This is a genomic window from Ruegeria sp. BH8 (assembly GCF_056538065.1).
The window spans coordinates 1,298,125-1,320,694 of sequence record NZ_JBQFSP010000001.1 but is presented as its reverse complement, the minus strand read 5'-3'; the positions used below and the strand labels follow the sequence as shown (position 1 = coordinate 1,320,694).

Annotated in this window: 23 protein-coding genes; 13 read left to right on the top strand and 10 right to left on the bottom strand. The window is 57.3% G+C overall.

The genetic code is table 11. The features are described 5' to 3' along the window. Nucleotides 1–43 precede the first annotated feature (43 nt). The 4 genes from ACR0AD_RS06530 (at nt 44) to ACR0AD_RS06515 (ending at nt 3,241) form a co-directional block, all read left to right on the top strand. Nucleotides 44–793 (top strand): alpha/beta fold hydrolase, encoded by a 750-nt coding sequence (locus ACR0AD_RS06530; protein ID WP_480484197.1) that lies wholly within the window; start codon nt 44–46, stop codon nt 791–793. Further along, entirely contained in the window at nt 793–1,785 is a 993-nt protein-coding gene (locus ACR0AD_RS06525) for an alpha/beta hydrolase (RefSeq protein WP_480484196.1), read from the top strand. The genes ACR0AD_RS06530 and ACR0AD_RS06525 overlap by 1 nt, the downstream gene beginning before the upstream one ends. A gap of 41 nt (nt 1,786–1,826) precedes the next feature. Beyond that, a complete protein-coding gene (locus tag ACR0AD_RS06520) occupies nt 1,827–2,441 on the top strand; it encodes a hypothetical protein (RefSeq protein WP_480486452.1) in 615 nt (204 codons plus the stop codon). A gap of 83 nt (nt 2,442–2,524) precedes the next feature. Next, nucleotides 2,525–3,241 (top strand): alpha/beta fold hydrolase, encoded by a 717-nt coding sequence (locus ACR0AD_RS06515; RefSeq protein WP_480485213.1) that lies wholly within the window; start codon nt 2,525–2,527, stop codon nt 3,239–3,241. Here ACR0AD_RS06515 and ACR0AD_RS06510 read toward each other — a convergent pair. Together ACR0AD_RS06510 and phaZ are read right to left on the bottom strand one after the other, a co-directional pair. Beyond that, nucleotides 3,232–3,819, bottom strand: a complete 588-nt coding sequence (locus ACR0AD_RS06510; RefSeq protein ID WP_480485215.1) for a DUF6151 family protein — start codon at nt 3,817–3,819, stop codon at nt 3,232–3,234. The genes ACR0AD_RS06515 and ACR0AD_RS06510 overlap by 10 nt on opposite strands. A gap of 5 nt (nt 3,820–3,824) precedes the next feature. Further along, the gene (gene phaZ, locus ACR0AD_RS06505) at nt 3,825–5,096 is read right to left on the bottom strand and encodes a polyhydroxyalkanoate depolymerase (RefSeq protein ID WP_480473454.1); all 1,272 of its coding nucleotides are present in this window, start codon (nt 5,094–5,096) and stop codon (nt 3,825–3,827) included. A 111-nt stretch (nt 5,097–5,207) separates the two neighbouring features. Between phaZ and ACR0AD_RS06500 the strand changes: the two genes are divergently transcribed. The 3 genes from ACR0AD_RS06500 (at nt 5,208) to phaR (ending at nt 8,274) form a co-directional block, all read left to right on the top strand. After that, nucleotides 5,208–7,010, top strand: a complete 1,803-nt coding sequence (locus ACR0AD_RS06500) for a PHA/PHB synthase family protein (RefSeq protein WP_480484192.1) — start codon at nt 5,208–5,210, stop codon at nt 7,008–7,010. 130 nt (nt 7,011–7,140) lie between these two features. Next, nucleotides 7,141–7,587 carry a phasin family protein gene (locus tag ACR0AD_RS06495; RefSeq protein WP_209503426.1) on the top strand — a complete coding sequence of 149 codons (447 nt, stop codon included), beginning with the start codon at nt 7,141–7,143 and terminating at the stop codon, nt 7,585–7,587. Nucleotides 7,588–7,722: 135 nt separating this feature from the next. After that, the gene (phaR, locus tag ACR0AD_RS06490; protein WP_480484191.1) at nt 7,723–8,274 is read left to right on the top strand and encodes a polyhydroxyalkanoate synthesis repressor PhaR; all 552 of its coding nucleotides are present in this window, start codon (nt 7,723–7,725) and stop codon (nt 8,272–8,274) included. A 48-nt stretch (nt 8,275–8,322) separates the two neighbouring features. Here phaR and ACR0AD_RS06485 read toward each other — a convergent pair whose 3' ends face one another. The 5 genes from ACR0AD_RS06485 to ACR0AD_RS06465 all read right to left on the bottom strand — a co-directional run bounded on the left by ACR0AD_RS06485 (nt 8,323) and on the right by ACR0AD_RS06465 (nt 14,381). Beyond that, entirely contained in the window at nt 8,323–9,537 is a 1,215-nt protein-coding gene (locus ACR0AD_RS06485) for a DegT/DnrJ/EryC1/StrS family aminotransferase (protein ID WP_480484190.1), read from the bottom strand. 113 nt (nt 9,538–9,650) lie between these two features. Then, nucleotides 9,651–10,955 carry an NAD(P)/FAD-dependent oxidoreductase gene (locus ACR0AD_RS06480; protein ID WP_480484189.1) on the bottom strand — a complete coding sequence of 435 codons (1,305 nt, stop codon included), beginning with the start codon at nt 10,953–10,955 and terminating at the stop codon, nt 9,651–9,653. Between the two features lie 8 nt (nt 10,956–10,963). Continuing rightward, the gene (locus tag ACR0AD_RS06475; protein WP_209596891.1) at nt 10,964–12,322 is read right to left on the bottom strand and encodes a glutamine synthetase family protein; all 1,359 of its coding nucleotides are present in this window, start codon (nt 12,320–12,322) and stop codon (nt 10,964–10,966) included. Continuing rightward, nucleotides 12,322–13,002, bottom strand: a complete 681-nt coding sequence (locus tag ACR0AD_RS06470; protein ID WP_480473448.1) for a type 1 glutamine amidotransferase — start codon at nt 13,000–13,002, stop codon at nt 12,322–12,324. The genes ACR0AD_RS06475 and ACR0AD_RS06470 overlap by 1 nt, the downstream gene beginning before the upstream one ends. Nucleotides 13,003–13,061: 59 nt before the next feature. Next, entirely contained in the window at nt 13,062–14,381 is a 1,320-nt protein-coding gene (locus ACR0AD_RS06465) for a glutamine synthetase family protein (RefSeq protein WP_480485217.1), read from the bottom strand. Between the two features lie 400 nt (nt 14,382–14,781). Between ACR0AD_RS06465 and dusA the strand changes: the two genes are divergently transcribed. Genes dusA through ACR0AD_RS06445 form a run of 4 tightly spaced genes read left to right on the top strand, consistent with a single transcriptional unit; the run spans nt 14,782 to nt 18,176 of the window. Further along, entirely contained in the window at nt 14,782–15,789 is a 1,008-nt protein-coding gene (dusA, locus tag ACR0AD_RS06460) for a tRNA dihydrouridine(20/20a) synthase DusA (protein ID WP_480485219.1), read from the top strand. 18 nt (nt 15,790–15,807) lie between these two features. After that, nucleotides 15,808–16,632 carry a sulfite exporter TauE/SafE family protein gene (locus ACR0AD_RS06455; protein WP_480480287.1) on the top strand — a complete coding sequence of 275 codons (825 nt, stop codon included), beginning with the start codon at nt 15,808–15,810 and terminating at the stop codon, nt 16,630–16,632. Continuing rightward, nucleotides 16,629–17,411 carry a hypothetical protein gene (locus tag ACR0AD_RS06450; protein WP_480485221.1) on the top strand — a complete coding sequence of 261 codons (783 nt, stop codon included), beginning with the start codon at nt 16,629–16,631 and terminating at the stop codon, nt 17,409–17,411. The genes ACR0AD_RS06455 and ACR0AD_RS06450 overlap by 4 nt, the downstream gene beginning before the upstream one ends. A 36-nt stretch (nt 17,412–17,447) precedes the next feature. Then, nucleotides 17,448–18,176 carry a SpoIIAA family protein gene (locus tag ACR0AD_RS06445; RefSeq protein ID WP_480485222.1) on the top strand — a complete coding sequence of 243 codons (729 nt, stop codon included), beginning with the start codon at nt 17,448–17,450 and terminating at the stop codon, nt 18,174–18,176. 623 nt (nt 18,177–18,799) lie between these two features. Here the strand turns inward: ACR0AD_RS06445 and ACR0AD_RS06440 are convergent. From ACR0AD_RS06440 to ccmI, 3 genes are read right to left on the bottom strand one after another with little or no spacing between them, the layout of a single operon-like run. Beyond that, nucleotides 18,800–19,033, bottom strand: coding sequence for a DUF1289 domain-containing protein (locus tag ACR0AD_RS06440; protein WP_209503450.1), 234 nt, complete (start codon nt 19,031–19,033; stop codon nt 18,800–18,802). 18 nt (nt 19,034–19,051) lie between these two features. Next, nucleotides 19,052–19,516 (bottom strand): Holliday junction resolvase RuvX, encoded by a 465-nt coding sequence (gene ruvX, locus ACR0AD_RS06435; protein ID WP_267365234.1) that lies wholly within the window; start codon nt 19,514–19,516, stop codon nt 19,052–19,054. Further along, nucleotides 19,513–20,733 (bottom strand): c-type cytochrome biogenesis protein CcmI, encoded by a 1,221-nt coding sequence (ccmI, locus tag ACR0AD_RS06430; protein ID WP_480485224.1) that lies wholly within the window; start codon nt 20,731–20,733, stop codon nt 19,513–19,515. The genes ruvX and ccmI overlap by 4 nt, the downstream gene beginning before the upstream one ends. A gap of 176 nt (nt 20,734–20,909) precedes the next feature. Here ccmI and ACR0AD_RS06425 point away from each other — a divergent pair, with 176 nt between their 5' ends. Both ACR0AD_RS06425 and ACR0AD_RS06420 read left to right on the top strand, forming a co-directional pair. After that, nucleotides 20,910–22,154, top strand: coding sequence for a sarcosine oxidase subunit beta family protein (locus ACR0AD_RS06425; protein WP_480480295.1), 1,245 nt, complete (start codon nt 20,910–20,912; stop codon nt 22,152–22,154). A 75-nt stretch (nt 22,155–22,229) separates the two neighbouring features. Beyond that, a complete protein-coding gene (locus ACR0AD_RS06420; RefSeq protein ID WP_480473438.1) occupies nt 22,230–22,559 on the top strand; it encodes a sarcosine oxidase subunit delta in 330 nt (109 codons plus the stop codon). Nucleotides 22,560–22,570 lie beyond the last annotated feature (11 nt).

Genomic DNA, 22,570 nt, shown 5'->3' with positions numbered 1-22,570 from the left:
GGGGGTGGGGCGTGCATGATGCAGTAAAAGGAAAGAAGGTTTCATGGCAGCGACGAATTTTCTGGAGACGCCGCAGGGGCGGCGACTGGCTTATCACAAGACCGAAGGGGCAGGGCCGACCATCGTTTTTCTGGGTGGGCTCATGTCGGATATGGAAGGCACCAAGGCAGTCCATCTGGAAGCTTGGGCGCAGGCGCGGAGGCGGGCCTTTTTGCGGTTTGATTATTCCGGTCACGGCGAAAGCTCTGGTGCTTTCACGGATGGCTGCATTGGGGATTGGCATGAGGACACTGTTGCTGCGGTCGATGCCTTGACCAAGGGGCCGCTGATTGTTGTCGGCTCGTCCATGGGGGGGTGGCAGGCGCTTTTGCTGGCCAAGGCCATGCCGGACCGGATAGCAGGTATGGTCACGATCGCCGCCGCGCCGGATTTCACGGAAGATGGCTATTGGGCTTCATTCACCGATAACCAGAAAGCCGCCCTGGAAACGGTCGGGCATGTCGAGTTGCCGTCCGATTACATGGAGCCTTATATCGTCACCAAACGGATGATCGAAGATGGGCGGCAGCGTCTTGTTCTGCGCGACACGTTGAACCTGCCGTTCAAGGTTCGTTTCCTGCAGGGAACAGCGGATACAGCCGTTTCGACTGAAACGGCCGTTCGGTTGCTGGACCATGCAACAGGGCCGGACATGCAGCTTCTTTTAGTCAAGGATGCCGATCACAGATTCTCGGATGATGCATGTCTTGGCTTGATCGAGGCGGCGGTTCTGGATGTGTTGGGAGACGCGTAATGCGGCGTTTGGGATGGCTTCTGGGGCGCTTGTTCCTTGCGTTGATTGCCACCGGCGGCCTTGTCTACTGGTTTGGCCCGCGCGAAGAGGTGAACCTGCACCCAAGCTTTGATCCGCGCAAGTTTGGTGAGGGCGTACAGGTTTATTTCGAAAGCACCGAAGCCGCGTTTGACGATATCGTTCCGGGTGTCGAAAAACGAGTAATCTGGCAAGATGGCCATAACGAGCGGCGCACCCCATATTCCGTTCTTTACATCCATGGCTTTTCAGCAAGTTCCGAGGAAATCCGGCCAGTACCAGACCTTGTAGCAGACGCGTTGGGGGCCAATCTGGTTTACACACGCCTGCAAGGTCACGGGCGAACCGGATCAGCCATGGCAGAAGGCACTGCCTCGGGCTGGATGCTGGACACTGCCGAGGGATTGGCAGCCGCACGTGCTGTTGGGGACAAGGTGATCGTGATCTCAACGTCGACCGGTGCGACGCTTGCAGCCGCCGCCGCTTTGGATGCCAGCCTCAGCAAAGATGTTGTCGGCATGGTCTTTGTCTCTCCCAATTTCGGGGTCAACACGTCTGTGGCATGGATCCCCACTTTGCCATGGGCAAGGGATTGGTTGCCGGTCCTGATGGGGGACGAACGCGATGTATCGGGGCCAGACCCGGAAAAGAACAAATATTGGTCTACCGTCTATCCGTGGGAGTCGGTCGTGCCGATGTCCGTTCTGGTCGAAAAAGTCTATGCGCTGGATTTCTCGAATGCCCTGGTGCCCGTGCTGTTCTGGTTCTCGGACAACGATCAGGTGGTGCGCCCTGACCGCACACACGAGGTCGCCAAAGCGTGGGGTGCGCCAACATCCGTCAAATTGGTGACAATGGGCCCTGAGGATGATCCGTCATCCCATGTTATTGCCGGTCGCCTGATGTCGCCAGGGCAGACCGACGCGGCTGTGGCCGGTATTCTGGACTGGCTAAAAGGGCTGGGGGTGGAATGATGGCGGCCTCGGGTCGAGGGACGATGCGTAAGCCGGGCAGTATGTGGAGCCTTGAGACGTTGGGGCGCGTTCGTCTGTCCCGGTATTTCTTCATGCGCGATTTCCTCTATTCCGAGATCGGGAACTTTCACCAGAAACAGAACATTCCAGACAACCCGGATCTGGCTATCGAGGCAGGACGTGCGTTCTGCGAAACTCTGCTGGACCCGCTGGAAGAGACCTTTGGCAGGATCGCTGTGCGCTCGGGCTATCGCTCACCGTCGCTAAACAGGTTTGGCAATGAAAACAAACTGAACTGCGCCCGGAATGATCACCCGTTGGAATGCCACATCTGGGATCGTGGGGACGGGGATGCGCGGATTGCCGGGGCGTCTGTTGTAATTCCCTGGTTTGCGGATCAGTTTGCGCAGGGCCGGGATTGGCGGGATTTGGCATGGTGGATGCATGATCACCTGGATTATTCCGAAATCTGGTTTTTTCCGAAACTCTGCGCTTTCAATCTGGTGTGGCGCCCTAAACCGCAGCGGCGGATTGACAGCTACATTGCGCCACGCGGATGCCTTCTGAAACCGGGCGCTGAGCCCGAGGAAAGTGCGGCTTCACGACGGTCCCGCTATGCTGACTTTCCGGCTTTTCGGGCAATCGCCTATCCGTGACGTTCCGCTTGTTTGAATGTGATAAATTCTCAACCTGACTACAAACCCAAGGGCTCGGAATACTGAGCATATGGAGCCCCTGCGTGATCGAGCCGCTGGTACTGCTACCTGGACTGATGTGCGATGCCCGACTGTATCGCCCTCAGATTGAGGTGTTTTCGCGGACGCGACCCGTAACCGTTGCGCCAATCTCAGCAGGTGAGCGTATCGAAGAGATCGCCTCGGGTCTGCTGGACCAGCTTCCACATCGGTTTGCACTGGCTGGATTAAGCATGGGTGGTGTGGTCGCGTTAGAGCTGATCCGCCGGGCCCCGGAACGTGTGTCACGCCTGTGCCTGATGGCCACTGATGCACAGGCGGACACGCCTCAAATGGCTGCCGGTCGCGAAGACCTGATCATTGGCGCGCAGGGTGGCCGGTTGGAGGAGGTCATGCGGAAACTTGTGGGGTCCGACACGCTGGCACCGGGCCCGCAGCGTATTCCCATCCTGAACGGCTTGCTGGCTATGGCACAGGATTTGGGTGTTGAAACCTTCGTGCGTCAGATGCGTGCCCTGCAACGACGCCCGGATCAACAGGCCGCATTGCGCCGCATCAAGGTGCCCACGTTGGTTCTGTGCGGTGCGCATGACACTCTGACACCGGTCAAACGACATTCTTTCATGGCAGAGCTCATTCCCGGAGCGGAACTGCTGGTTATTGAAAAGGCCGGTCACTTGCCGACCCTCGAAACGCCCGACATCGTCAATGAGGCGCTGCAAACCTGGTTGGACGCCCAGCAACGGTTTGATTACTGGTAGAGCGTCGCGCGTTCGGTCTTTGAAATGACAGTTGGCGTCACCACGGGTTTACCGGTTTCTCGGTCGAAAAACGGTGTGTTCTTCCATCGCCCGGACAGGCGCGATCCGGCGGCCCTGCGCAACAGCCCAAGAATGGCGGGGCCAGATTTTTCGTGCTTCTGCTTTCCGTCCGGTTGGGGAACAAACCCACGTGTCGTGACGGGTCCCAGCGCCGAAGCTCCACCCGCAACCCGGCCGACGATAACGCCAGCAAACGGGAATTTCGCGGATTTGGGCGTTGCCGCCAAAGGTGCGTTACAGCAGCTGGCGTACCATCGCAGCATACCCTTGGGGCTGAGTTGCATCGCCGCAAGATACTGTCTTCCTGCGCTGATTTCGATTTCATCCGGTGCGATCTGAAAAATCCCGACAGGTCCGGGTGCCGGGTCCGGCTGCTTGAAATATAGTTGAGCGGCCCGGCAATCATGGCAGAAACACTCAACATGTGTGCCTTGCCGAACACCGCGGGGTGAAATACGCCCCTGCAACGCGCCGCATTGGCAGGAAAAGGTAAGGCCATTTTGCGCTGGCCCGCTCATGTCGCTTAAGCAACCTTGTTGGAATTGGCCGCGCGACGGTTTGGTTTTCGCGCATTTTCGTTCATGAAATCAATCACAAGGGGACGAATGTTGTCGCGCCAGCTGCGGCCTGCGAAGATACCATAGTGACCGGCGCCGGGTTCAACGTGGCTTGCCTTTTTGCTGTCGGGCAGGCCGGTACACAAATCCAGCGCAGCAATACACTGGCCGGGTGCAGAGATGTCATCATTTGCACCTTCGACAGTCTTCACCGCAACATCGGTAATCTTACTGATGTCCACTTTGTGACCCGCGACCACGAACTCGTTTCTCGCAATCTCTCGATTCTTGAAGACCCGCTCGACCGTCGAAAGATAGAACTCGGCAGTCATGTCCATCACGGCCAGGTATTCGTCGTAGAAGCGGTTATGGGCATCCTGATCCGAGGCTTCGTCCCGCATGACGCGCTGGATCTGGTCGGAAAACGCTTTGGAGTGACGATCTGCATTCATGGACATGAACGAGGCCAATTGCAGCAGTCCCGGATAGACCATGCGCCCTACGCCCTTGTACTTGAAGCCAACGCGCTGAATCATTGTTTCTTCCAACTGGCCCATAGTGACGCGACGGCCGAAGTCTGTCACATCGGTCGGCGTGGCGTCCGGATCGACGGGGCCACCAATCAGCGTCAGGGTGCTTGGCTGGGCTTTGGGTTCAATCTCGGCCAGGTACGCCGTTGCAGCCAATGTCAGAGGCGCAGGTTGGCAAACGGCAACAACATGGGTGTCTGGCCCAAGCTCTTTCATAAAATCTACAAGATAGAGCGTGTAGTCTTCGACATCGAATTTGCCTGCGGATACAGGGATATCGCGCGCATTATGCCAATCTGTGATGTAGACTTCACAATTGACCAGAAGGCTTTTCACCGTCGAGCGCAGCAACGTAGCATAATGCCCGGACATCGGTGCAACCAACAGCACTTTGCGGGGTTGTTCTTTCCGGCCATTGACGCGGAAATGTACCAGATCACCAAAAGGGCGTTCCAGAACAGTCGTGATTTCAACCAGATGATCCTTGCCATCTTCGCAGGTGAACGTGCGAATACCCCAATCGGGCTTTGCAACCATCCGTTGGAACGTACGCTCGGTAACCTCGCCCCAGGCGGCCATCCAGTTGAATGCGGGGTTCGGCACCATCGAAAACATCGGATAGGACGCCATCGCGCTGGCGGTTGCACCAAGCCATTGGTTGGTGTTTCGCGCAGTTTCCATCAGGTCGTAGGTCATCATATAGCGCATAAACGGGGCCTCCTGAGTGTCAGCCTGATAGTTCGGACCATTCGTCGCTTTGCCCCCCAGCACCCACGACGTTATTCTGCATAGCAGCGAGGTTAGGGGGGAATTGTTAAAATGACAACTAGTGAAGACCACATGCCAGACGTATCCGAAGAACACATTGAACGCCTTAAAGAAAATATGGATAAGGTCGAGAAGTTATCGAAGCGCCTGATTGAGGTCATGGCTGTAAAACGGCCCCACACGCCCGCGCTGGACGGCCCGAATCAAGAGCTTTTCGCACGAGCAGCAAGTGCCTATTGGGCAGAGGCTTGGCAAAATCCCGCCAAGTTGCTGGAACAGCAGATAGAATTTTGGGGCAAGTCAGTGTTGAACTTTGCCGAGGCGCAGAAAGCACTGACTGCGTCTGACGCGGAAAGCGAAGCACCCAAGCCAGAAGACAAGCGATTTTCGAACCCCCTTTGGGAGACCAATCCCTATTTCCGTCTGATCCGCCAGCAATACCAGACCAATGCGCAAGCAATCGCGCAGGCTGTTGCGTCCGTGGATGATCTGGATGCCAAAGACAAAAGGCGGCTGCAATATTTCTCGCAACAAATCGTCGATATGATGGCGCCGACAAATTTCCTGGCGACCAATCCGGATGCATTGCAAAAAGCGGTCGAAACCGAGGGCCAGTCACTGATCAAGGGGTTGGAAAACCTTGTGTCAGATCTTGAGGCCAATAATGGAGAATTGGTCGTCAAACTGGCAGATGAAAGCGCTTTTGAGGTCGGCGGTAATCTGGCGACGACGCCGGGGGAGGTGGTTTATCGCAACCGGATGATGGAACTGATTCAGTACAAGCCAGCGACCGAAACGGTCTACGAGACCCCGATTGTTCTGTTTCCGCCCTGGATCAACAAGTTCTATATTCTGGACCTGAAAGCCCAGAACAGCATGATCAAATGGATCACCGAACAGGGGTATACCCTGTTTGTTGTAAGCTGGGTCAATCCGGACGAAAGCTATGCCGAAACAGGCATGGAAGACTACATTCAGGACGGTTTCCTGACTGCAATCGAGACGGCCAAGAAGATTTGCAAGGTCAAACAGGTCAACGCTGTGGGGTATTGCATCGCGGGCACCACCCTGAGCCTGACGCTGTCTCTGCTGAAACAGCGAGGAGACAAGTCGGTCAAATCGGCGACCCTGTTCACCGCATTGACGGATTTTTCCGATCAGGGAGAGTTCACGCCCTTCCTTCAAAACGATTTTATCGACGGAATCGAAGAAGAAGTGAAAAAGGAAGGTGTTCTGCGGTCGTGGATCATGGCGCGCACAATGTCCTTCCTGAGATCACGTGACCTGATTTATGGCCCGGCCATTCGCAGCTATATGATGGGTGAAGTGCCCCCGGCCTTTGATTTGCTGTACTGGAACGGTGACGGAGCCAACCTGCCGGCGAAAATGGCGGTGGAGTACTTGCGTGGACTATGCCAGCGCAACGAATTTGCCACCGATGGCTTTGAGTTGCTGGGGCATAAGCTAAAGCTTGGTGACGTTGATGTGCCCCTTATGGCCATTACATGCGAAACCGATCACATCGCGGCGTGGAAAGATTGCTATCGCGGTGTGCAAAAAATGGGCTCGCGATCAAAAACTTTCGTGGTTTCCGAGTCGGGTCATATTGCGGGTATTGTGAACCCGCCCAGCAAGAAAAAGTACGGGCATTACACCAACCCGGATTTGAAATCAGACGCCGCCACCTGGTTAAAGGAAGCCGATTTTCATGAAGGGTCATGGTGGCCCATGTGGGATGCCTGGCTGAAGAAACGATCAGGCAAGCAGGTACCGGCCCGTGAACCGGGCGATTCGAAGCACCCGAGCCTAGCTGCTGCACCCGGAACGTATGTAGTGGCAAAACCAAACGCCTGATTTCATTCTGAAACTTAATTATTTCTGCAGCGCAGCAAAAAAAACTTGCAATGCTGCGTTGCAGCAATCATATTGTCCTCAAGCTGATGAAACCCGGGGTGGGCCCGGACTGGCTAAAAGGATTAAGACAATGGCTAAGACCCAAGACTTTACCGCGATCATGAAAGACATGATGGGTGCATTCCCTGTGGACACAACCGCAATGGAAGGCGCATTCAAATCGACCGCCTCGCTGAACGAGAAGCTGTCGGGCGTTGCTCTGGAAGCAGCTGAGAAATCGGCAGAGATATCGAGCAAATGGACCAAAGACACGCTGGCTAAACTGACCGAGATGTCGAAAGCCAAGGCAGAGCCTGCCGACTACGCAAAAGCAGCAACCGATTTCGCAAGCGCGTCTGCTGAAGTTGCAGCCGAGAACATGGCCGCTTTCGCAGAAATCGCGAAAAAAGTTCAGACCGAAACCGTCGAACTGCTGATGGCTGCTGGTAAAGAAGCTGCGGAAGAAGCATCCGCCGCTGTTAAAAAAGCAACCAACGACGTGACCACAGCCGCTAAAAAAGCTGCTGCTGCGAAGTAAGAAAAGTCAGCGAAACGCACCCGACCCTCCCTATAGGTGCAATCGCGTTGGGCAGGTCCATTGACCTGCCCTTTCTTTTTGTGCTGCACTCGCATAACCTGTGCTGCAACGCATCATCCTTGGGGAGGGAACCCGGTGTCGGACCAAGAAAAACCGCTGCTGATCAAGCGCTATGCCAGCCGTCGGCTGTATAACACCGAGACCAGCGATTACGTGACGCTCGAAGATATCGCGGGGTTCATCCGCGACGGGCGCGAAGTACAGATTATCGACCTGAAGTCCGGCGACGACCTGACACGGCAGTATCTGCTGCAAATCATTGCTGAACATGAAAGCCGCGGCGAGAATGTGCTGCCTGTCAATGTTCTAAACGACCTGGTGCGCAGTTACATGCTGCCGGGCGGAGGCATGATGCCGCAATTCCTGCAAAGCTCGTTCGATATGCTGCGCGAAAGCCAAAGCAAGATGATGGAAAACATGAATGCCATGAACCCGATGTCTCAGATGCCGGGTTTTGACGCGTTGCAAGCGCAGCAGCAGGCATTTTTGAAGGCTATGACAGGTGGGTTGTCTGGCAGATGGTCCTCGCCAGAGAAGGAAAGCGAAAAGTCAAAGCCGAAAGAGGATCTTGACGATATCAAGAAGCAGTTAGCTGAACTACAACAGAAGCTTTCAAAGCTGAATTGAATTGAGCCCGAGTAAGAGGCCCACCAATTAAGTGGGCCAGTTTTAGTCTCAGGTGCCGTAGACCGGCATTGGGCCGGTCACTTCGCCGACGGCAGCCAGCAGAATATCCGCGATCACGTCCAGCTCTGCGCGTGTCAGGCGTACGGGCAGTCGGACGTCACACGCTTTCATCAGCATGTCACGTGTTTGCGGCAGTTCGAACGTTTCCGGCAGGAATTGCCAGTTCCAGAAGGCGCGTGCATTGTCCTGGCTCAGGCCAAAGACCTGAACTTTGACGCCGCGCGCCTCGGCTGCGGCGGCAAATGCGCGAATCTCGTGTTCCTGCAACCCAACCAGATTGAACTGAATCGAATCCGGCGCGCGCTGCTCAGGAGGCAGTGGCGCGGGCACGTCGATATGGGGTGAGATATTCAAGCGTCCGGCAACATAGTCGTGGTTCGCCAGACCATCGCGGACACGACGGGCCAGTTCCGGAATCTGCGGGCGGATCACAGCGGCGCTTAGGTTGTTCAAACGCAGGTTATAAAGCGGCAGTTTGTTCTGCCAGCGGACGAAGGCCTCTTCCAACTCGGGCGAGTTGTCACCGTGCGGTCCTTTGTGTTTCTTCCAGTTATGTTCGTACGCGCCCGACATGATGACGGCACGGGCCACCAGATCAGCATCGTTTGAGATCAGAATACCGCCTTCGCCCGCATTGATCATCTTGTAGGATTGAAACGAGAAACAGCCGACCTTGCCGATGGTGCCGATATTTTTGCCATGCCAGGTCGTGCCCAGCGAATGCGCGGCGTCTTCGATCACAGGGATGTCACGCGCGTCACACAGCGCCATGATCGCGTCCATATCAGAAGTGTGGCCGCGCATGTGACTGATGATCACCGCTTGAACACTATCCAACTTGGCCTCGAAATCAGCCATGTCGATGCGATAATTCTCGCCTACTTCGCACAGAACCGGAATGCAGTCCGCGTGGATGACTGACGAGGGAACCGCCGCAAAAGTGAAGCCGGGGATCAGGACGCGCGCATCGCGCGGCAGACCCAGTGCCTTGAGCGACAGGAACAGCGCAGCAGAGCAGGATGAAACAGCGAGAGCGTATTTTGTGCCCAGCAGTTCGGCAAACTCGGCCTCCAGCAAAGACACCGGGGCATCTTGCGGGGCGGTATAACGAAACAAGTCGCCCGACTGCATCAGGGCGTCGATGGCTTCTTTTGCTGCTTCTGGGATGGGTTCGGCGTCATGAACGTTTGGTGGAAGCGTCATATTTGGATTTCCCGAATTCTATCTTTGGTAAAGATAAAGCTATTCAGGTGGCAATCCAAGCCCTCAATCGCCGCGCCAGCGGAAATTCACCAATTTGTCACAAGTAACGTGGATCAGATCCCAAGCCGGTCCCGCAAGGCGAACCATGTCATTGCCAGCACCAGCAGCGGGTTGCGCAGGGCGGACCCGCCGGGGAAGGGCAGAGTTGGCACGCGGGCCATTGTATCGAACCCTTCTGCCTGTCCCTGAATGGCCAGCGCCATCAGTTGCCCGGCATGGGTCGCGGTGCCTACACCATGACCGGAATAGCCGGAAGCAGACAGAATGTTGGGTGCGATACGCACCAGATAAGGCATCCGCCGCATGGTAATGGCCAGCGTCCCACCCCATGCATAGTCGATTTTGGCGTCGCGCAGATGTGGGAAAATCTCGGTCATCGGCTTGCGGACCTTCGCAGCGACATCCGCAGGAAAACGATAGCCATAGCTTTCGCCGCCACCGAACAAAAGCCGGCCATCGGCGCTGAGGCGGAAATAGTTCACCACGAACTTGGTATCCGCGACCGCGACATCCTGAGTCAGGACCCGCGCAGCCTCGCTGCCAAGGGGTTCGGTCGCTGCAATGAAGTTGTTGATGGGCATGACACGGGCCGCGACGGTCCGGTTGAGATTGCCAAGATAGCCATTGCAGGCCAGCATAACATGGTCGGCCCTAACGTTCCCCCTGGCGGTCCGGATCAGGGCAGGCCGGGTTTCGTCAATACCGATGACTTCGGTACCCTCAAAGATGCGAACACCCGCTTTGGCCGCAGCCTGTGCCAACCCCAGCGCAAAGTTCAATGGGTGCAGATGAGCGGCCCCCATGTCCAGATACCCACCCTTATAAGCGGGCGAGGGGCACAGTTTGTGGCCTTCGTCTTCATCCAGCAGCTTGATCTGGTCATAGTGATACCGGTCGGACAGATGGCCTGCATGGTCATGCAGCTCTTTTCGTTCCGAAGCTGACAGACCCAGAACCGCGACACCGGGTTGCAAGTCGCACGCGATCTGATGCTTGGCGATCAGTGATTTGACCAGATCCTTGGCGTCTTCGGCCAGGTCCCACAGCTTTGCGGCATCCGGGTCGCCAACAAGACGCTCAAGGTCTTCCTGATCCATCCGCTGCGCGCTGCCCAGTTGACCACCATTGCGCCCCGAGGCACCAAATCCGACACGGTGGGCTTCAAGCAGAACGACATCGAACCCCGCCTCGGCCAGATGCAATGCTGCGGACAGGCCTGTGTAGCCGCCGCCCACAACGCAGACATCCGCCACAATATCTTCGGCCAAAACAGGAAAGCGTGCCGTTGGGTTTGCCGTCGCGGCATACCAGCTGGCAGGGTATTCGCCCTTGCGGTCATTGGAATAGAGCAGGTTCACGAAAAGTCTCAGACGTTGATCAGCAGATGTTCCCGTTCCCACGGAGAGATGACCTGCAGAAATTCTTCATACTCGGCCCGTTTCACGATGCCATAGACACGGGCAAACTCGGGGCCAAGGATTTCGTGCAGGGCGGTGGCTTCGTCAAACAGATCCAGTGCATCGCCCATGACCTGAGGGATATCCCCTTCGCCTTCATAGGCGTCACCATAGAATTGACGACGCGGACGCTCCTGTTCGACCAGACCCAGATAGCCGCACGCCAGCGACAGGGCGATGCCCAGATACGGGTTGCAATCCATACCGGCGATGCGGTTTTCGACACGGCGCGATTCAGGTCCGGACAGAGGAACGCGAATGCCTGTAGTGCGGTTGTCGCGAGCCCATTCCAGATTAATCGGCGCCGCGTGGTCTTTCACGTAACGACGATACGAGTTCACATAAGGTGCCATCACGGCCAGACCGGCGGGCAGATGGTTCTGCAACCCGGCAATGAAGTGATAGAACGCGTCCGTTTCGCCGCCCTGCGGGCCCGAAAAGATGTTCTGGCCGGTCTCCATGTCGATAATTGAATGATGGATATGCATGGCCGAGCCCGGCTCTTCCTCGATCGGTTTGGCCATGAAGGTTGCAAAACAATTATGCCGCAATGCCGCTTCGCGGATCAGGCGTTTGAAGTAGAAAACCTCATCAGCAAGTTTGACCGGGTTGCCGTGGCGCAGGTTGATCTCCAACTGGCCCGCACCGCCTTCCTGGGTGATGCCATCGATTTCGAACCCCTGATGTTCGGCAAAGTCATAGATATCGTCGATGACCGGGCCGAACTCGTCCACCGCGGTCATCGAATACGCCTGCCGCGCCGCAGCTGGGCGGCCAGAACGCCCCATCATCGGCTTGATTTCCTGTGCGGGATCGACGTTGGGGGCGACCAGAAAGAACTCCATTTCTGGCGCAACAACCGGTTTCCAGCCTCGGTTGTGATACAGCTGGACCACGCGTTTCAACACGTTACGGGGGCTATAAGGGATCGGATCACCATCCCGGTCATAGGCGTCGTGGATCACTTGCAGCGTCCAGTCCCCTGTCCAGGGTGCGGCTGAAGCCGTCGAATAGTCGGGCTTCAGGATCATGTCCTTTTCGATGAACCCGTCGTCACCTGCGGCTTCACCCCAGTCCCCCGTGATGGTCTGGAAGAATATGCTGTCAGGCAGGTGAAAATAGGATTGCTTGGCGAATTTCGTGGCAGGCACGGCCTTGCCACGTGCAATTCCGGGAAGGTCCGAGATGATACATTCAACCTCGTCCAGCCGCTGTCCGTGGAAATAGGCTTTGGCGGCTTCCGGCAGTTTATCAGTCCAATCAGCCATCAGGCTCTCTCTTTCTTTAAAAACTCGGCCATATGGCGCGCGATTGTGGCGTTGTCATCCGGGGCGGTTTCGCGATTTGCGGCCTCGCGCATCAGGTCTTCGGGGACGACGCCTTTTCCCCGTGTGCGCATCAGGCCCGCGACAAAACCATTGGTGAATTCAGGGTGGGCCTGAACCGTCCAGATCGTGTCTCCATAAGCCAGCATCGCGTTTTCGCAAAATGCGTTCTGACCAAGAACGCGCGCCCCTTCGGGTAGCTCGACAACCTGATCCTGATGCCAGGCATTCAGCCAGACTGTGTTGCCGTCAAACTCGTATTCAGTGCGTCCGACGGCCCATCCGCCCTTGAACTTCTCGACCTTGCCGCCCAGTGCCTGCGCGATGATCTGATGCCCAAAGCATACGCCGATCAGTGGCTTTCCGCTTTGCTGTATCTCTCTGACCAAGTCTTCCAGCGGGGCGATCCACGGCAGGTCTTCGTACGCGCCGTGGCGCGAACCGGTTATGACCCAGCCATCTGCGTCATCCGCGCCGCTTGGGAATATGCCGTCGACCACGGCGAAGGTCTGGAACTCGAATCCGTTGCCACCGAGAAGTGCAGGAAACAGCTCATCATAGTCGCCGAATTCGCCATGCAACGCATCTGGTGTGTGGCCGGTTTGTAATATGCCGATTTTCATGTGTCACCAAATTTGATCAAATTCACTCTAGCTGAGTCCGAATGAGGCGGCAAGGGGGGTCAAACCGCCTCGAGATAGCTCAGCCAGTGATCTTCAGGAGTGATGCGTTCAAATCGTTCAACTTCCTGTCGCTTGGTCATGGTCAGGTACTGGATCAGGTCAGCCGAGAAAAGTCGGGCGACCAGGGGGTCGGTTTCAAACTTGTCAATTGCAGTTGCCCAGTCCGGCATCAGTTGGGGCAGGTCATCAATATCGTAAGCATTGCCTGTGATCGGGGCAGGGGGGTGCAGGCCGTCTTCGATCCCGACAAGGGCTGCGCCCAATACCGCGGTCAGCATCAGGTAAGGGTTGATGTCACCACCCGCGACGCGGTGTTCGATGCGCCGCGCAGCTGGTGCTCCGCCCGGGATGCGAATTGCGGCTGTTCTGTTCTCATAGGCCCAGCAGGCCCCGGTCGGCGCATGCGCACCCGGTACAAGCCGGGTGTATGAATTGCCATGCGGAGCAAAAATCAACGTGCTGCCTGGCATGGCCGCCACACAACCCGCGACAGCGGAATGCAGAATGCTGGTCCCTTCAGGCCCGCCATTGTCGAACACATTGCGACCGCGTTGGTCCAGCACTGAGAAGTGCACATGCATCCCATTGCCCGCATCATCGGCATAGGGTTTTGACATGAATGTTGCGGCAAACCCGTGTTTGCGCGCAAGGCCGCGTGTCAACGCCTTGAAAAGCCACGTATCGTCGGCGCAGCGCATGGCATCCTGATGATTCAGGTTGATTTCGAACTGGCCAACGCCACTTTCCGAGATGGCGGTTTGTGCGGGGATGTCCATGGCGGCGCAGCCATCGTAGAGGTCTGTAAAGAAATCCTCGAACGCATCCATTTCAGCGACCGACAGAACGGATTCGTGCAGCAGGCGGCGCCCGGTGATCGGGTTCAACGGAGGTTGCGGTTGCGCGCCCGAGGCATCGATGAGTGTGAATTCCAGTTCGGTCGCCGCGACGACCGACCAACCGCGTTTGGCATATCGGTCAAGAATGGCAGACAGAGCGTGACGCGGATCACCCGCAAACGGAGTGCCTGCATCGTCAAACAAGCTCATCGGAACCAGCGCCGTTTCTTTCGGAAGCCAGGGGACAGGCACCGGGCCCCGGTCGGTTGGTCGCAGCACGCCATCAGCATCGCCGGTTTCAAACACCAGCGGGCTGCCGTGGATGTCCGCGCCCCAGAGATCGACATTGAGCGCCGAGAACGGCATTCGCACTGCACCTTTCTCCAGCTTGCTCGCATATTCAGGGGGCACGCGCTTGCCCCGCATCTGACCGTTCAGGTCACAGGCAGTCACACGAAAACTGTGCAGGGCGCTCAGGTCCATTTGGGGCTCCGTCAATTCTGTTTCCCCGTGATGTACTTCAATGGATCGGATTTGTCACCAAATTTGATCAAATTTTGATTTTTGGGTCAGATGTGGCTGCTCGACATAGTTTTTGGTTGAGTGCAAAAGTGGTCCTGCCGACAAAGCTCGCGTCTCGCATTTCCAGCAGTGAAAACACCATGGGAGTATCTGTTAATCCATTGAACATATTCCACAATGGTGTTGTCTGCGGCAAGTCAGAGAGTGGTTAGATTTTCCCAGTGTTGAAAGCGCGGCGATCGGATTTGATGCGACGCCTGAATCCGCAAAGCAGCTTCTTTTGACCACTCCTCGAAAATTGGCTTATTTCGACGATTTTTCTATGATAGCTGCGGGTTTCGTACTCTTGAGGATAGTTGAGTTGACTGCACGTGGAAGAGATAACATTCAACACCATGCCACGCTGAGCATTGCGCCGATGATGGATTGGACCGACCGCCACTGTCGGTATTTTCATCGGCTGCTTAGCTCGGAAACCCTGCTGTATACCGAGATGGTAACCGCACCGGCGCTTGTTCGGGGTGGGGCGCTGCATCTGTTGGATCATTCACCGCAGGAACATCCCGTGGCTTTGCAGTTGGGTGGGTCCGATCCGGAGGAGCTGGCGCAAGCGGCGCGTTTGGGTGCTGATGCAGGATATGATGAGATCAATCTGAACTGTGGGTGCCCGTCGGACAGGGTGCAGTCTGGTACTTTCGGGGCGGTTCTGATGAAAGATCCGGCGCGGGTTGCAGAATGCGTCGCAGCAATGCGCGACGCGGTTAATGTGGATGTCACGGTCAAATGCCGCATCGGTGTGGATAATCAAGAGCCCGAAGAAGCTCTGCCTGCGTTTCTTGAGCAGATCAGTGCGGCAGGTTGTCAAAGAGTAACGATCCATGCGCGCAAGGCGTGGTTGCAGGGGTTGAGCCCCAAGGAAAACCGCGATGTTCCACCGCTTGATTATGACCTTGTGCATCGGATGAAAGCCGCGTTTGCGGATCTGCATATATCGATCAATGGTGGTATCGCCAGCTTGGATGAAGCAGCAGCACATCTGGACGCGGGTCTTGACGGTGTCATGATCGGTCGGGCGGCCTATCATCAACCCGGTGATATCCTGGCAGATGCTGACCGGCGCATATTTGGCGTTGGAACCGTTCGCGATCCGATGACGGTTGTTCAAGAAATGGTGCCCTATGTTGAGGGGCACCTTGCCAATGGCGGGCGTTTGCACCAGATCACGCGGCATATGCTGGGTCTCTTTGCGGGGCGTCCCGGTGCGCGGGCATGGAGGCGCGCCTTGTCCGAAGGGGCCGTGCATGAAGGGGCCGGGCCAGAAGTCATGCTACAGGCCCTGAACCACATAGCGCCGATGGTCGAGGTTTAGACGGCAAAAGGGGGGACGATGCCCGAGACAATTTTGCTGGCCCAGATGATGGGCCTTTTGCTTGTGATCGGCGCGCTGGCCGGTGTGCTTGCCGGGCTGTTGGGAGTGGGCGGCGGTATCGTTCTGGTCCCCGCGTTCTTCTATGCGTTTCAAACGCTTGGCTATGGCGGCCCGCAACTGATGCAGCTCTGTCTGGCGACGTCGCTGGCCACGATCATTGTAACGTCGATGCGGTCAGTTCTTGCCCACAACAAGAAGGGTGCGGTGGACTGGGATATCCAGCGCGATTGGGGGCCGGGTATTGTCGTCGGCGCAATTGTCGGAGTGTTGGTCGCATCGGCCCTGCGGACCGAGGCTTTGCAGGCACTGTTCGGAATTCTGGGCATGGTGATCGGTGCCTATCTTGGGTTGGGTCGCGCAGAATGGCGGTTGGGCGACTCAATGCCCGGCGGTATCAAACGGGCCGTCCTATCCCCGCTGGTCGGGTTTCTTTCCGTTCTGATGGGCATCGGCGGCGGCAGTTTCGGTGTGCCGCTGATGAGCCTCTATAACACCCCTATCCACCGCGCGGTCGCGACCGCGGCCGGGTTTGGGGTGATCATCGCCGTACCGTCGGTCATTGGGTTCTTGTTTGTGGATATCGCGCCCGAGCATCGCCCCCCGTTGACCATTGGCGCGGTTAATCTTGTGGCCTTCGGGATCGTTGTCGCAATGACAATGATCACCGCGCCCTGGGGGGTAAAGCTGGCCCATGCAATGGACCCAAAACCGTTGAAACGTGTCTTCGCCGTGTTCCTGACGCTGGTCGCTCTGAACATGCTGCGCAAGGCCGTTGGCTTATGAGCGATTTTTCTGCCCGGGGCTGGGTGAAATTCCCGTATGATCCGGTGCTGGCCGAATGGGTGAACCACGCTTTGCCTGCCGCACGGGCGTCGACAACGGACCCGGCCCACGCGGAATGGTTGGATTGCGAAGGGACGTGGTTCATCGGTGTCGACGCACTGCCCAATGACACGAAGGGCAGGGTCGGGCAGTCCGGGTCTCTGACCGGAAAGGCCATGGCGTTCATCGACAAACACTTTGGAGATTTACCGCTGCACAAGGGGCAGGTTTCTGTCGTTTATCCGGGTTATCCGCGCCCGCGCCGGGGCGAGAATGAAGCGGCCACCCGGTACCGTCGAAACAGGGATGCGGCCCATGTGGACGGTTTGCGCCCAACAGGGCCGGATCGCCGCCGCCGGGTTGATGAACCTCATGCCTGGATTCTGGGCATTCCACTGACCGAGGCCAGCGCAGACGCGTCTCCGATGGTGGTGTGGGACGGCAGTCATGACATTCTACGGACCGCGTTCAGGCGGGCGCTTGAAGGGATACCGCCTGAGGTCCTGCACGAAGTTGACATAACCGACATCTACCAATCCGCCCGTCGCGAGGTGTTTGCGACCTGCCCAAGGATCGAGGTGCCTGCAAAGCCGGGAGAGGCCTATCTGCTGCACCGCCATTGCCTGCACGGGGTTGCTCCCTGGGCCGCAGGGGCGACGGCGGGGCAGGATGGTCGAATGATCGCCTATTTCCGCCCCGAATGCTCCGGTGGAGTAGCCGAATGGATCGAATCCGCCTAACGTCCTGTCATTATTTGGCTTTGGAGGTTTTGACCGATGATGACGGTTCATACGAATTCTGACGGTGCACTCATAGAAGTCGAGTTGTCGGGGCAAGTGACCAGCGCCGATTACGCCAATACTCTGGTACCCGCGATCGAGGCTGCGCTAACCGAACATGACACGGTTAGGTTACTGGCGATAATACAACCGGAATTTCAGGGGTACGATCTGGGCGCGGCCTGGTCTGACACCAAGCTGGGGTTAAGCCATTGGCGCGGGTTCGACCGGATCGCTGTTGTGGCGGATCAGGGCTGGGTGCAGACAAGCGTTCGTCTGGCGGCCCCCATTCTGCCCTGTCCGGTTCAGGTGTTCGATCTGACCGAGCTTGAGGCGGCCCGACGCTGGATGCGTGAGTCCCTGGGATCGATCCACGTGACTGACCTGAGCGGCCCATGTGTTCAGATCAGCCTTTTGGGAAAGCTGGACCCTGAAAGGTACAAACAGGCAGAACGTGATTTGGATTCGCTTTTGCAGGACCGGCCAGGCTTTCGCCTGCTGATAGACCTCAGGGAATTTGATGGCTGGCAAGGGCTGTCAGCGCTTGCGGCGCATTTCCGGTTGGCCAGCCGACATATCGGACAACTGGACCGAGCTGCCATCGTTGGGGACAAAAGCTGGCAGCGCATGGCGCAGAAGGTCGCCAGCCATGTGTTAGGAACCCGGACTCAGTTTTTCCCGTCTGAAGAATACGACAACGCCAGGGCTTGGCTTGCCGCCGGATAAAACCCTCGACTGTGAAACGCCTGAGCAGGCAATACCCAATCGGTCAAGGTTCGTGATGCAGCCTCAAATCCGGTCGTGCGATGTCAGGCATGATTCGACTGCTGACGGCGGGTTTCCCGCAGCTTCGGCCCCAGCTTTCCCAGTCTCGGCAAAGTCGGGTCGAAAAGTGACGTTAGGAAATTATGTGCTTTTGAGAGTTTTTCTTGATTGAAGCGTCAAAAACGATCAAAGGCCGCGTGTTTTCCCCCTACTTGTGACGGGAAATACCTTTAGCCACACCCTGTCGCTGCGGGTTACCACTCACGTTGAACCTCAATGTTCAAGAGCTAGACCCCCTCGGAGCTCGAACTCGACCCGCAGTGGCACGGTTACTGGAAACGGGACGTCCGCAATGCCACTTAAGACTTTGATCGGATGACTCACTAATACCAGAAAGACCAAACGTGCGGCTGACGTGCTGCAATCGGAATGCGCGCGCAATGATGATCGGCGGTCCAAAACCAGCCAATCCGAGATTGCGCTTCTGTTTCAGAAAGAATTGCGGGGCACCGCGCCGAACGCGCCTATCCCGAAAAGCGCTGCACAGCCGGCAGAAATGTCATCAAAACGTCTACGCTGATCGGTCAGGAGCCATTCATACGAGCGGCACGCCCGCCGCGCCGCTTGCTGAGCCGCGGTTTACGAGACGGCAGGTCGTTCATGATTTCAGCGCGTTCGCTACTGTCCATCCTGGACCAGCGAGAGATCTCGTCGATCGTGCGGTAACATCCGGTGCAGATACGCTCGGCCGGATGGACAACACAAATCTGGACACAAGGGCTTTCGACCTCATTGCGCTTCCAAACCATGTTCGTCATCAATCGGTCTCCGACCTGTTACAAAAAGCGCAGCCTGTCCAGCGCTCCCTGCAAGATATAACCTGCTGCAACGTGATCAATAACCTGTCCGCGACGTTTTCGTGACGTATCCGCCTCAAGCAGTGCTTTTTCTGCCGCAACCGTACTCAGCCGTTCATCCCAGAATCCGATAGGTAATTCCGTCAGACGGGACAGGTTTCGCGCAAATGCCCGCGTAGATTGGCAGCGCGGCCCCTCTGTGCCGTCCATGTTTTTGGGAAGACCCAACAGAATGCCGCCAATCTCGCGATCCGTAGCAATTTCAATCAACCGGGCGGAATCGAGTGTGAATTTCTTGCGCCTTACAGTCTCCAACGGGCTGGCCACGCCCCGCATCCGGTCGGAGACTGCGACACCGATGGTCTTTTCGCCCAGATCCAGCCCTATCAGCGCTTGCATCGGGGGCAGCGCCTTGGCGAAGTCTTCGAACACGTCGTGGATCATTTCGCAATCCCGGCTTGCAGGGCTGCGGCATCAATGATCTGCAACGCCTCGGTGTTTCCGGCAAACACCTCCAGCGCCTCATTGTGGATATCCATGGCCCGTTGGCCCTGACCCAGAACACCCAGTGCGGCGATCAAACGAGCCCATTCCTCGGGCGCGCCGCCTTCTGTCGCCAGGCGGTCGGACAACTGATCCACCATTCCCTGAATCATCTGCTGCCGTTCCTCGGGGCTCATTTCCGCTGCTGCGGCCATGTCTTCGCGACTTGGGCCGGACGGAGCGCTCAGGTCCGGTGCGTTGAAAACCCCTGCCCGAAAGGCCAACTCATCTATCTGATCCCGGATCGCGCCTGCCCATGGTGCGCCTGTTGGGGCTTCCCTCAGCGTTTCAACCCAAATGCGGTAGGCAAGGTCTGGTCGTCCGGTCTGAACCAGCATTTGCCCCCAATAATACCGGGCCGGACCGTGATGAGGATCGCGTTTCAAAGCTTCGGCAAGGGCCTGTTCAGCTTCGGGCGACACATATCCACCCGCAGCCAGGATCATCATCTCGGCAAAATCCGCGTAATGCTCGGCTGTGGCTGCGTCGCCCGACAGTTCGATCACCCTTTGTTGCGCGGAATATCCGTCCTTGAAGTTCCCTGAATTGGTCTCATGCTGCGCCAAAAGCATCTGCCCCTGCAAATCATCCGGGCGGGCCGCAACGGTCTCTCGCAACTGCTTGAGAAGGGACGCGTAATTTTCGTCAAGCTGCGCCGCTTGAGGTGGGGTTGCCAGTTCTTCTGCGGCGCTCTGGGACGGACGATTGGCGCGCACCTCCTCGGCCAGTTCCAGCCTCGCGGTCAGGGGCATGTCGGGCAACCCGACGGCACCAATACGATGATACATCGCCATCGCGCCCCCGATGATGATCAGCATGACAACCGGGATTGTCACAATCGAGACGGTCCGTGATGGTCCGGCACCCGAGCCACCCTTTTTCATCTGTTCGTCAGCGGCAAGAATTCGTCGGGAGATTTCGGTGCGGACCCGTTCCGCATCTGCCTCACCAATCACGCCGCGCGCCAGATCCCGGTCCACACCGGTCAGCTGTTCGCGATACACCCGCAGATCGTACGCCGCCGCAGGCTCATCCCCGCGGCGTTTGCGCAGCAATGTGAAGCTCAGAAATGCCGCAATCAGAAGCGCGACAAGAAAAATCAGAACCCAGAACGTCATGGCCCCTCCGAAGATACTGCCCTGACTTAGACCTGTGGGGCGTCCGACAAAAGGGACAAATGGCCGCGAATGAACGACATGTCGCAATAGTGCGATATTGCGGCGTTGCGCGGCGCGGTTAAACTGTCGCCGCGCGGCATATCTGCGCGCAATCACCGAACCGGATGGATTCGCTTATGAAACACTACTCAGCCTTTGCTGTCGCGCGGGAGGCCCTGCGCTATCACACCGGATGGGAACGCGCCTGGCGTTCGCCCGAGCCAAAGAAACGTTATGACGTCATCATCATCGGTGCTGGCGGGCATGGTCTTGCGACCGCGTATTACCTTGGCAAGAACTACGGCATTCAGAATGTCGCGGTGATCGAAAAAGGCTGGCTGGGTGGTGGTAACACGGGTCGAAACACAACGATCATCCGCTCAAACTACCTGCAGGATCCTTCGGCTGCGATCTACGAGAAAGCACGCGGCCTTTATGAGGACCTGAGCCAGGATCTGAACTACAACATCATGTTCAGCCCGCGTGGTGTGATCATGCTGGCGCAGACCCAGCATGAAATTCGCGGCTATCAGCGCACGGCCCATGCAAACGCCCTTCAAGGTGTGAAGACTGAATGGATCGGGCCTGAACGTGTCAAGGAACTGGTACCTATTATCAATCTGGACGGCCCCCGTTATCCGGTTCTGGGTGGGCTCTGGCAGGAACGCGGTGGTACCGCCCGTCATGATGCCGTCGCGTGGGGCTATGCGCGCGCCTGTTCAGCGATGGGTATGGATATCATCCAACAATGCGAGGTCACGGGTGTCCGATCGCAGGATGGCCGTGTCGTCGGTGTAGACACCACCAAGGGTGCCATCGATTGTGACAAGCTGGGTATCGTCGTTGCGGGCCACTCCGGTCAACTGGCCGAGATGGCTGGTTTCCGTCTCCCGCTGGAGGCCGTCGCATTGCAGGCACTGGTATCCGAACCCATCAAACCCTGCATGGACGTGGTCGTGATGGCCAACACCGTTCACGGCTACATGTCGCAGTCTGACAAGGGTGAGATGGTGATCGGTGGTGGTACCGACGGGTTCAACAACTTCACCCAACGTGGCAGCTTCCATCATATCGAGGAAACCGTCCGCGCCTTGGTCGAAACCTTCCCGATGATCTCGCGCCTGAAGATGCTGCGCCAGTGGGGTGGGATTGTGGACATGACCGGTGACCGCTCGCCTATCCTGTCGAAAACTCCGCTGCAGGGCTGCTTTATCAATGGGGGCTGGGGCACCGGCGGCTTTAAGGCAATCCCGGGCTCGGGCTGGGGCATGGCGCAGCTGATGGCCACAGGTCATTCACCTTTGACCGAGGCCTTCTCGCTGGACCGCTTCAAGGAAGGCCGCTTCATCGACGAAAGCGTGGCCGCCGGGGTGGCCCACTGAAGGTGGGTCCGAGGTTGCCAAGAAACAGAATTCTGGTTGGCCGCTGCGCCAACCAACCGCCAAAAGGATGACAACATGCTGATCCTGAATTGCCCTTACTGCGGCGTTGATGCCGAAGAAACAGAACTGGCCGCCGGTGGCGAGGCGCATCTGAAGCGTTTTGGTCCCGGCTCGTCGGATGACGAGTTCCACGACTACCTGTTCATGCGCGAAAACCCCAAAGGCGTGCACTTTGAACGTTGGCGCCATGCCAATGGCTGTGGCAAGTGGTTTCACGCGGCGCGCTGCACAAGCACGCTAGAAGTGTTCGGCACTTACACGGCTCAGACCTCCGAGCCACCGCAGGACATCAAAGAGGCCATCGCCGCAAAGCGCCCTGGATGGACCTGGAGAGAGTTCTCCTGATGCTTCATCTT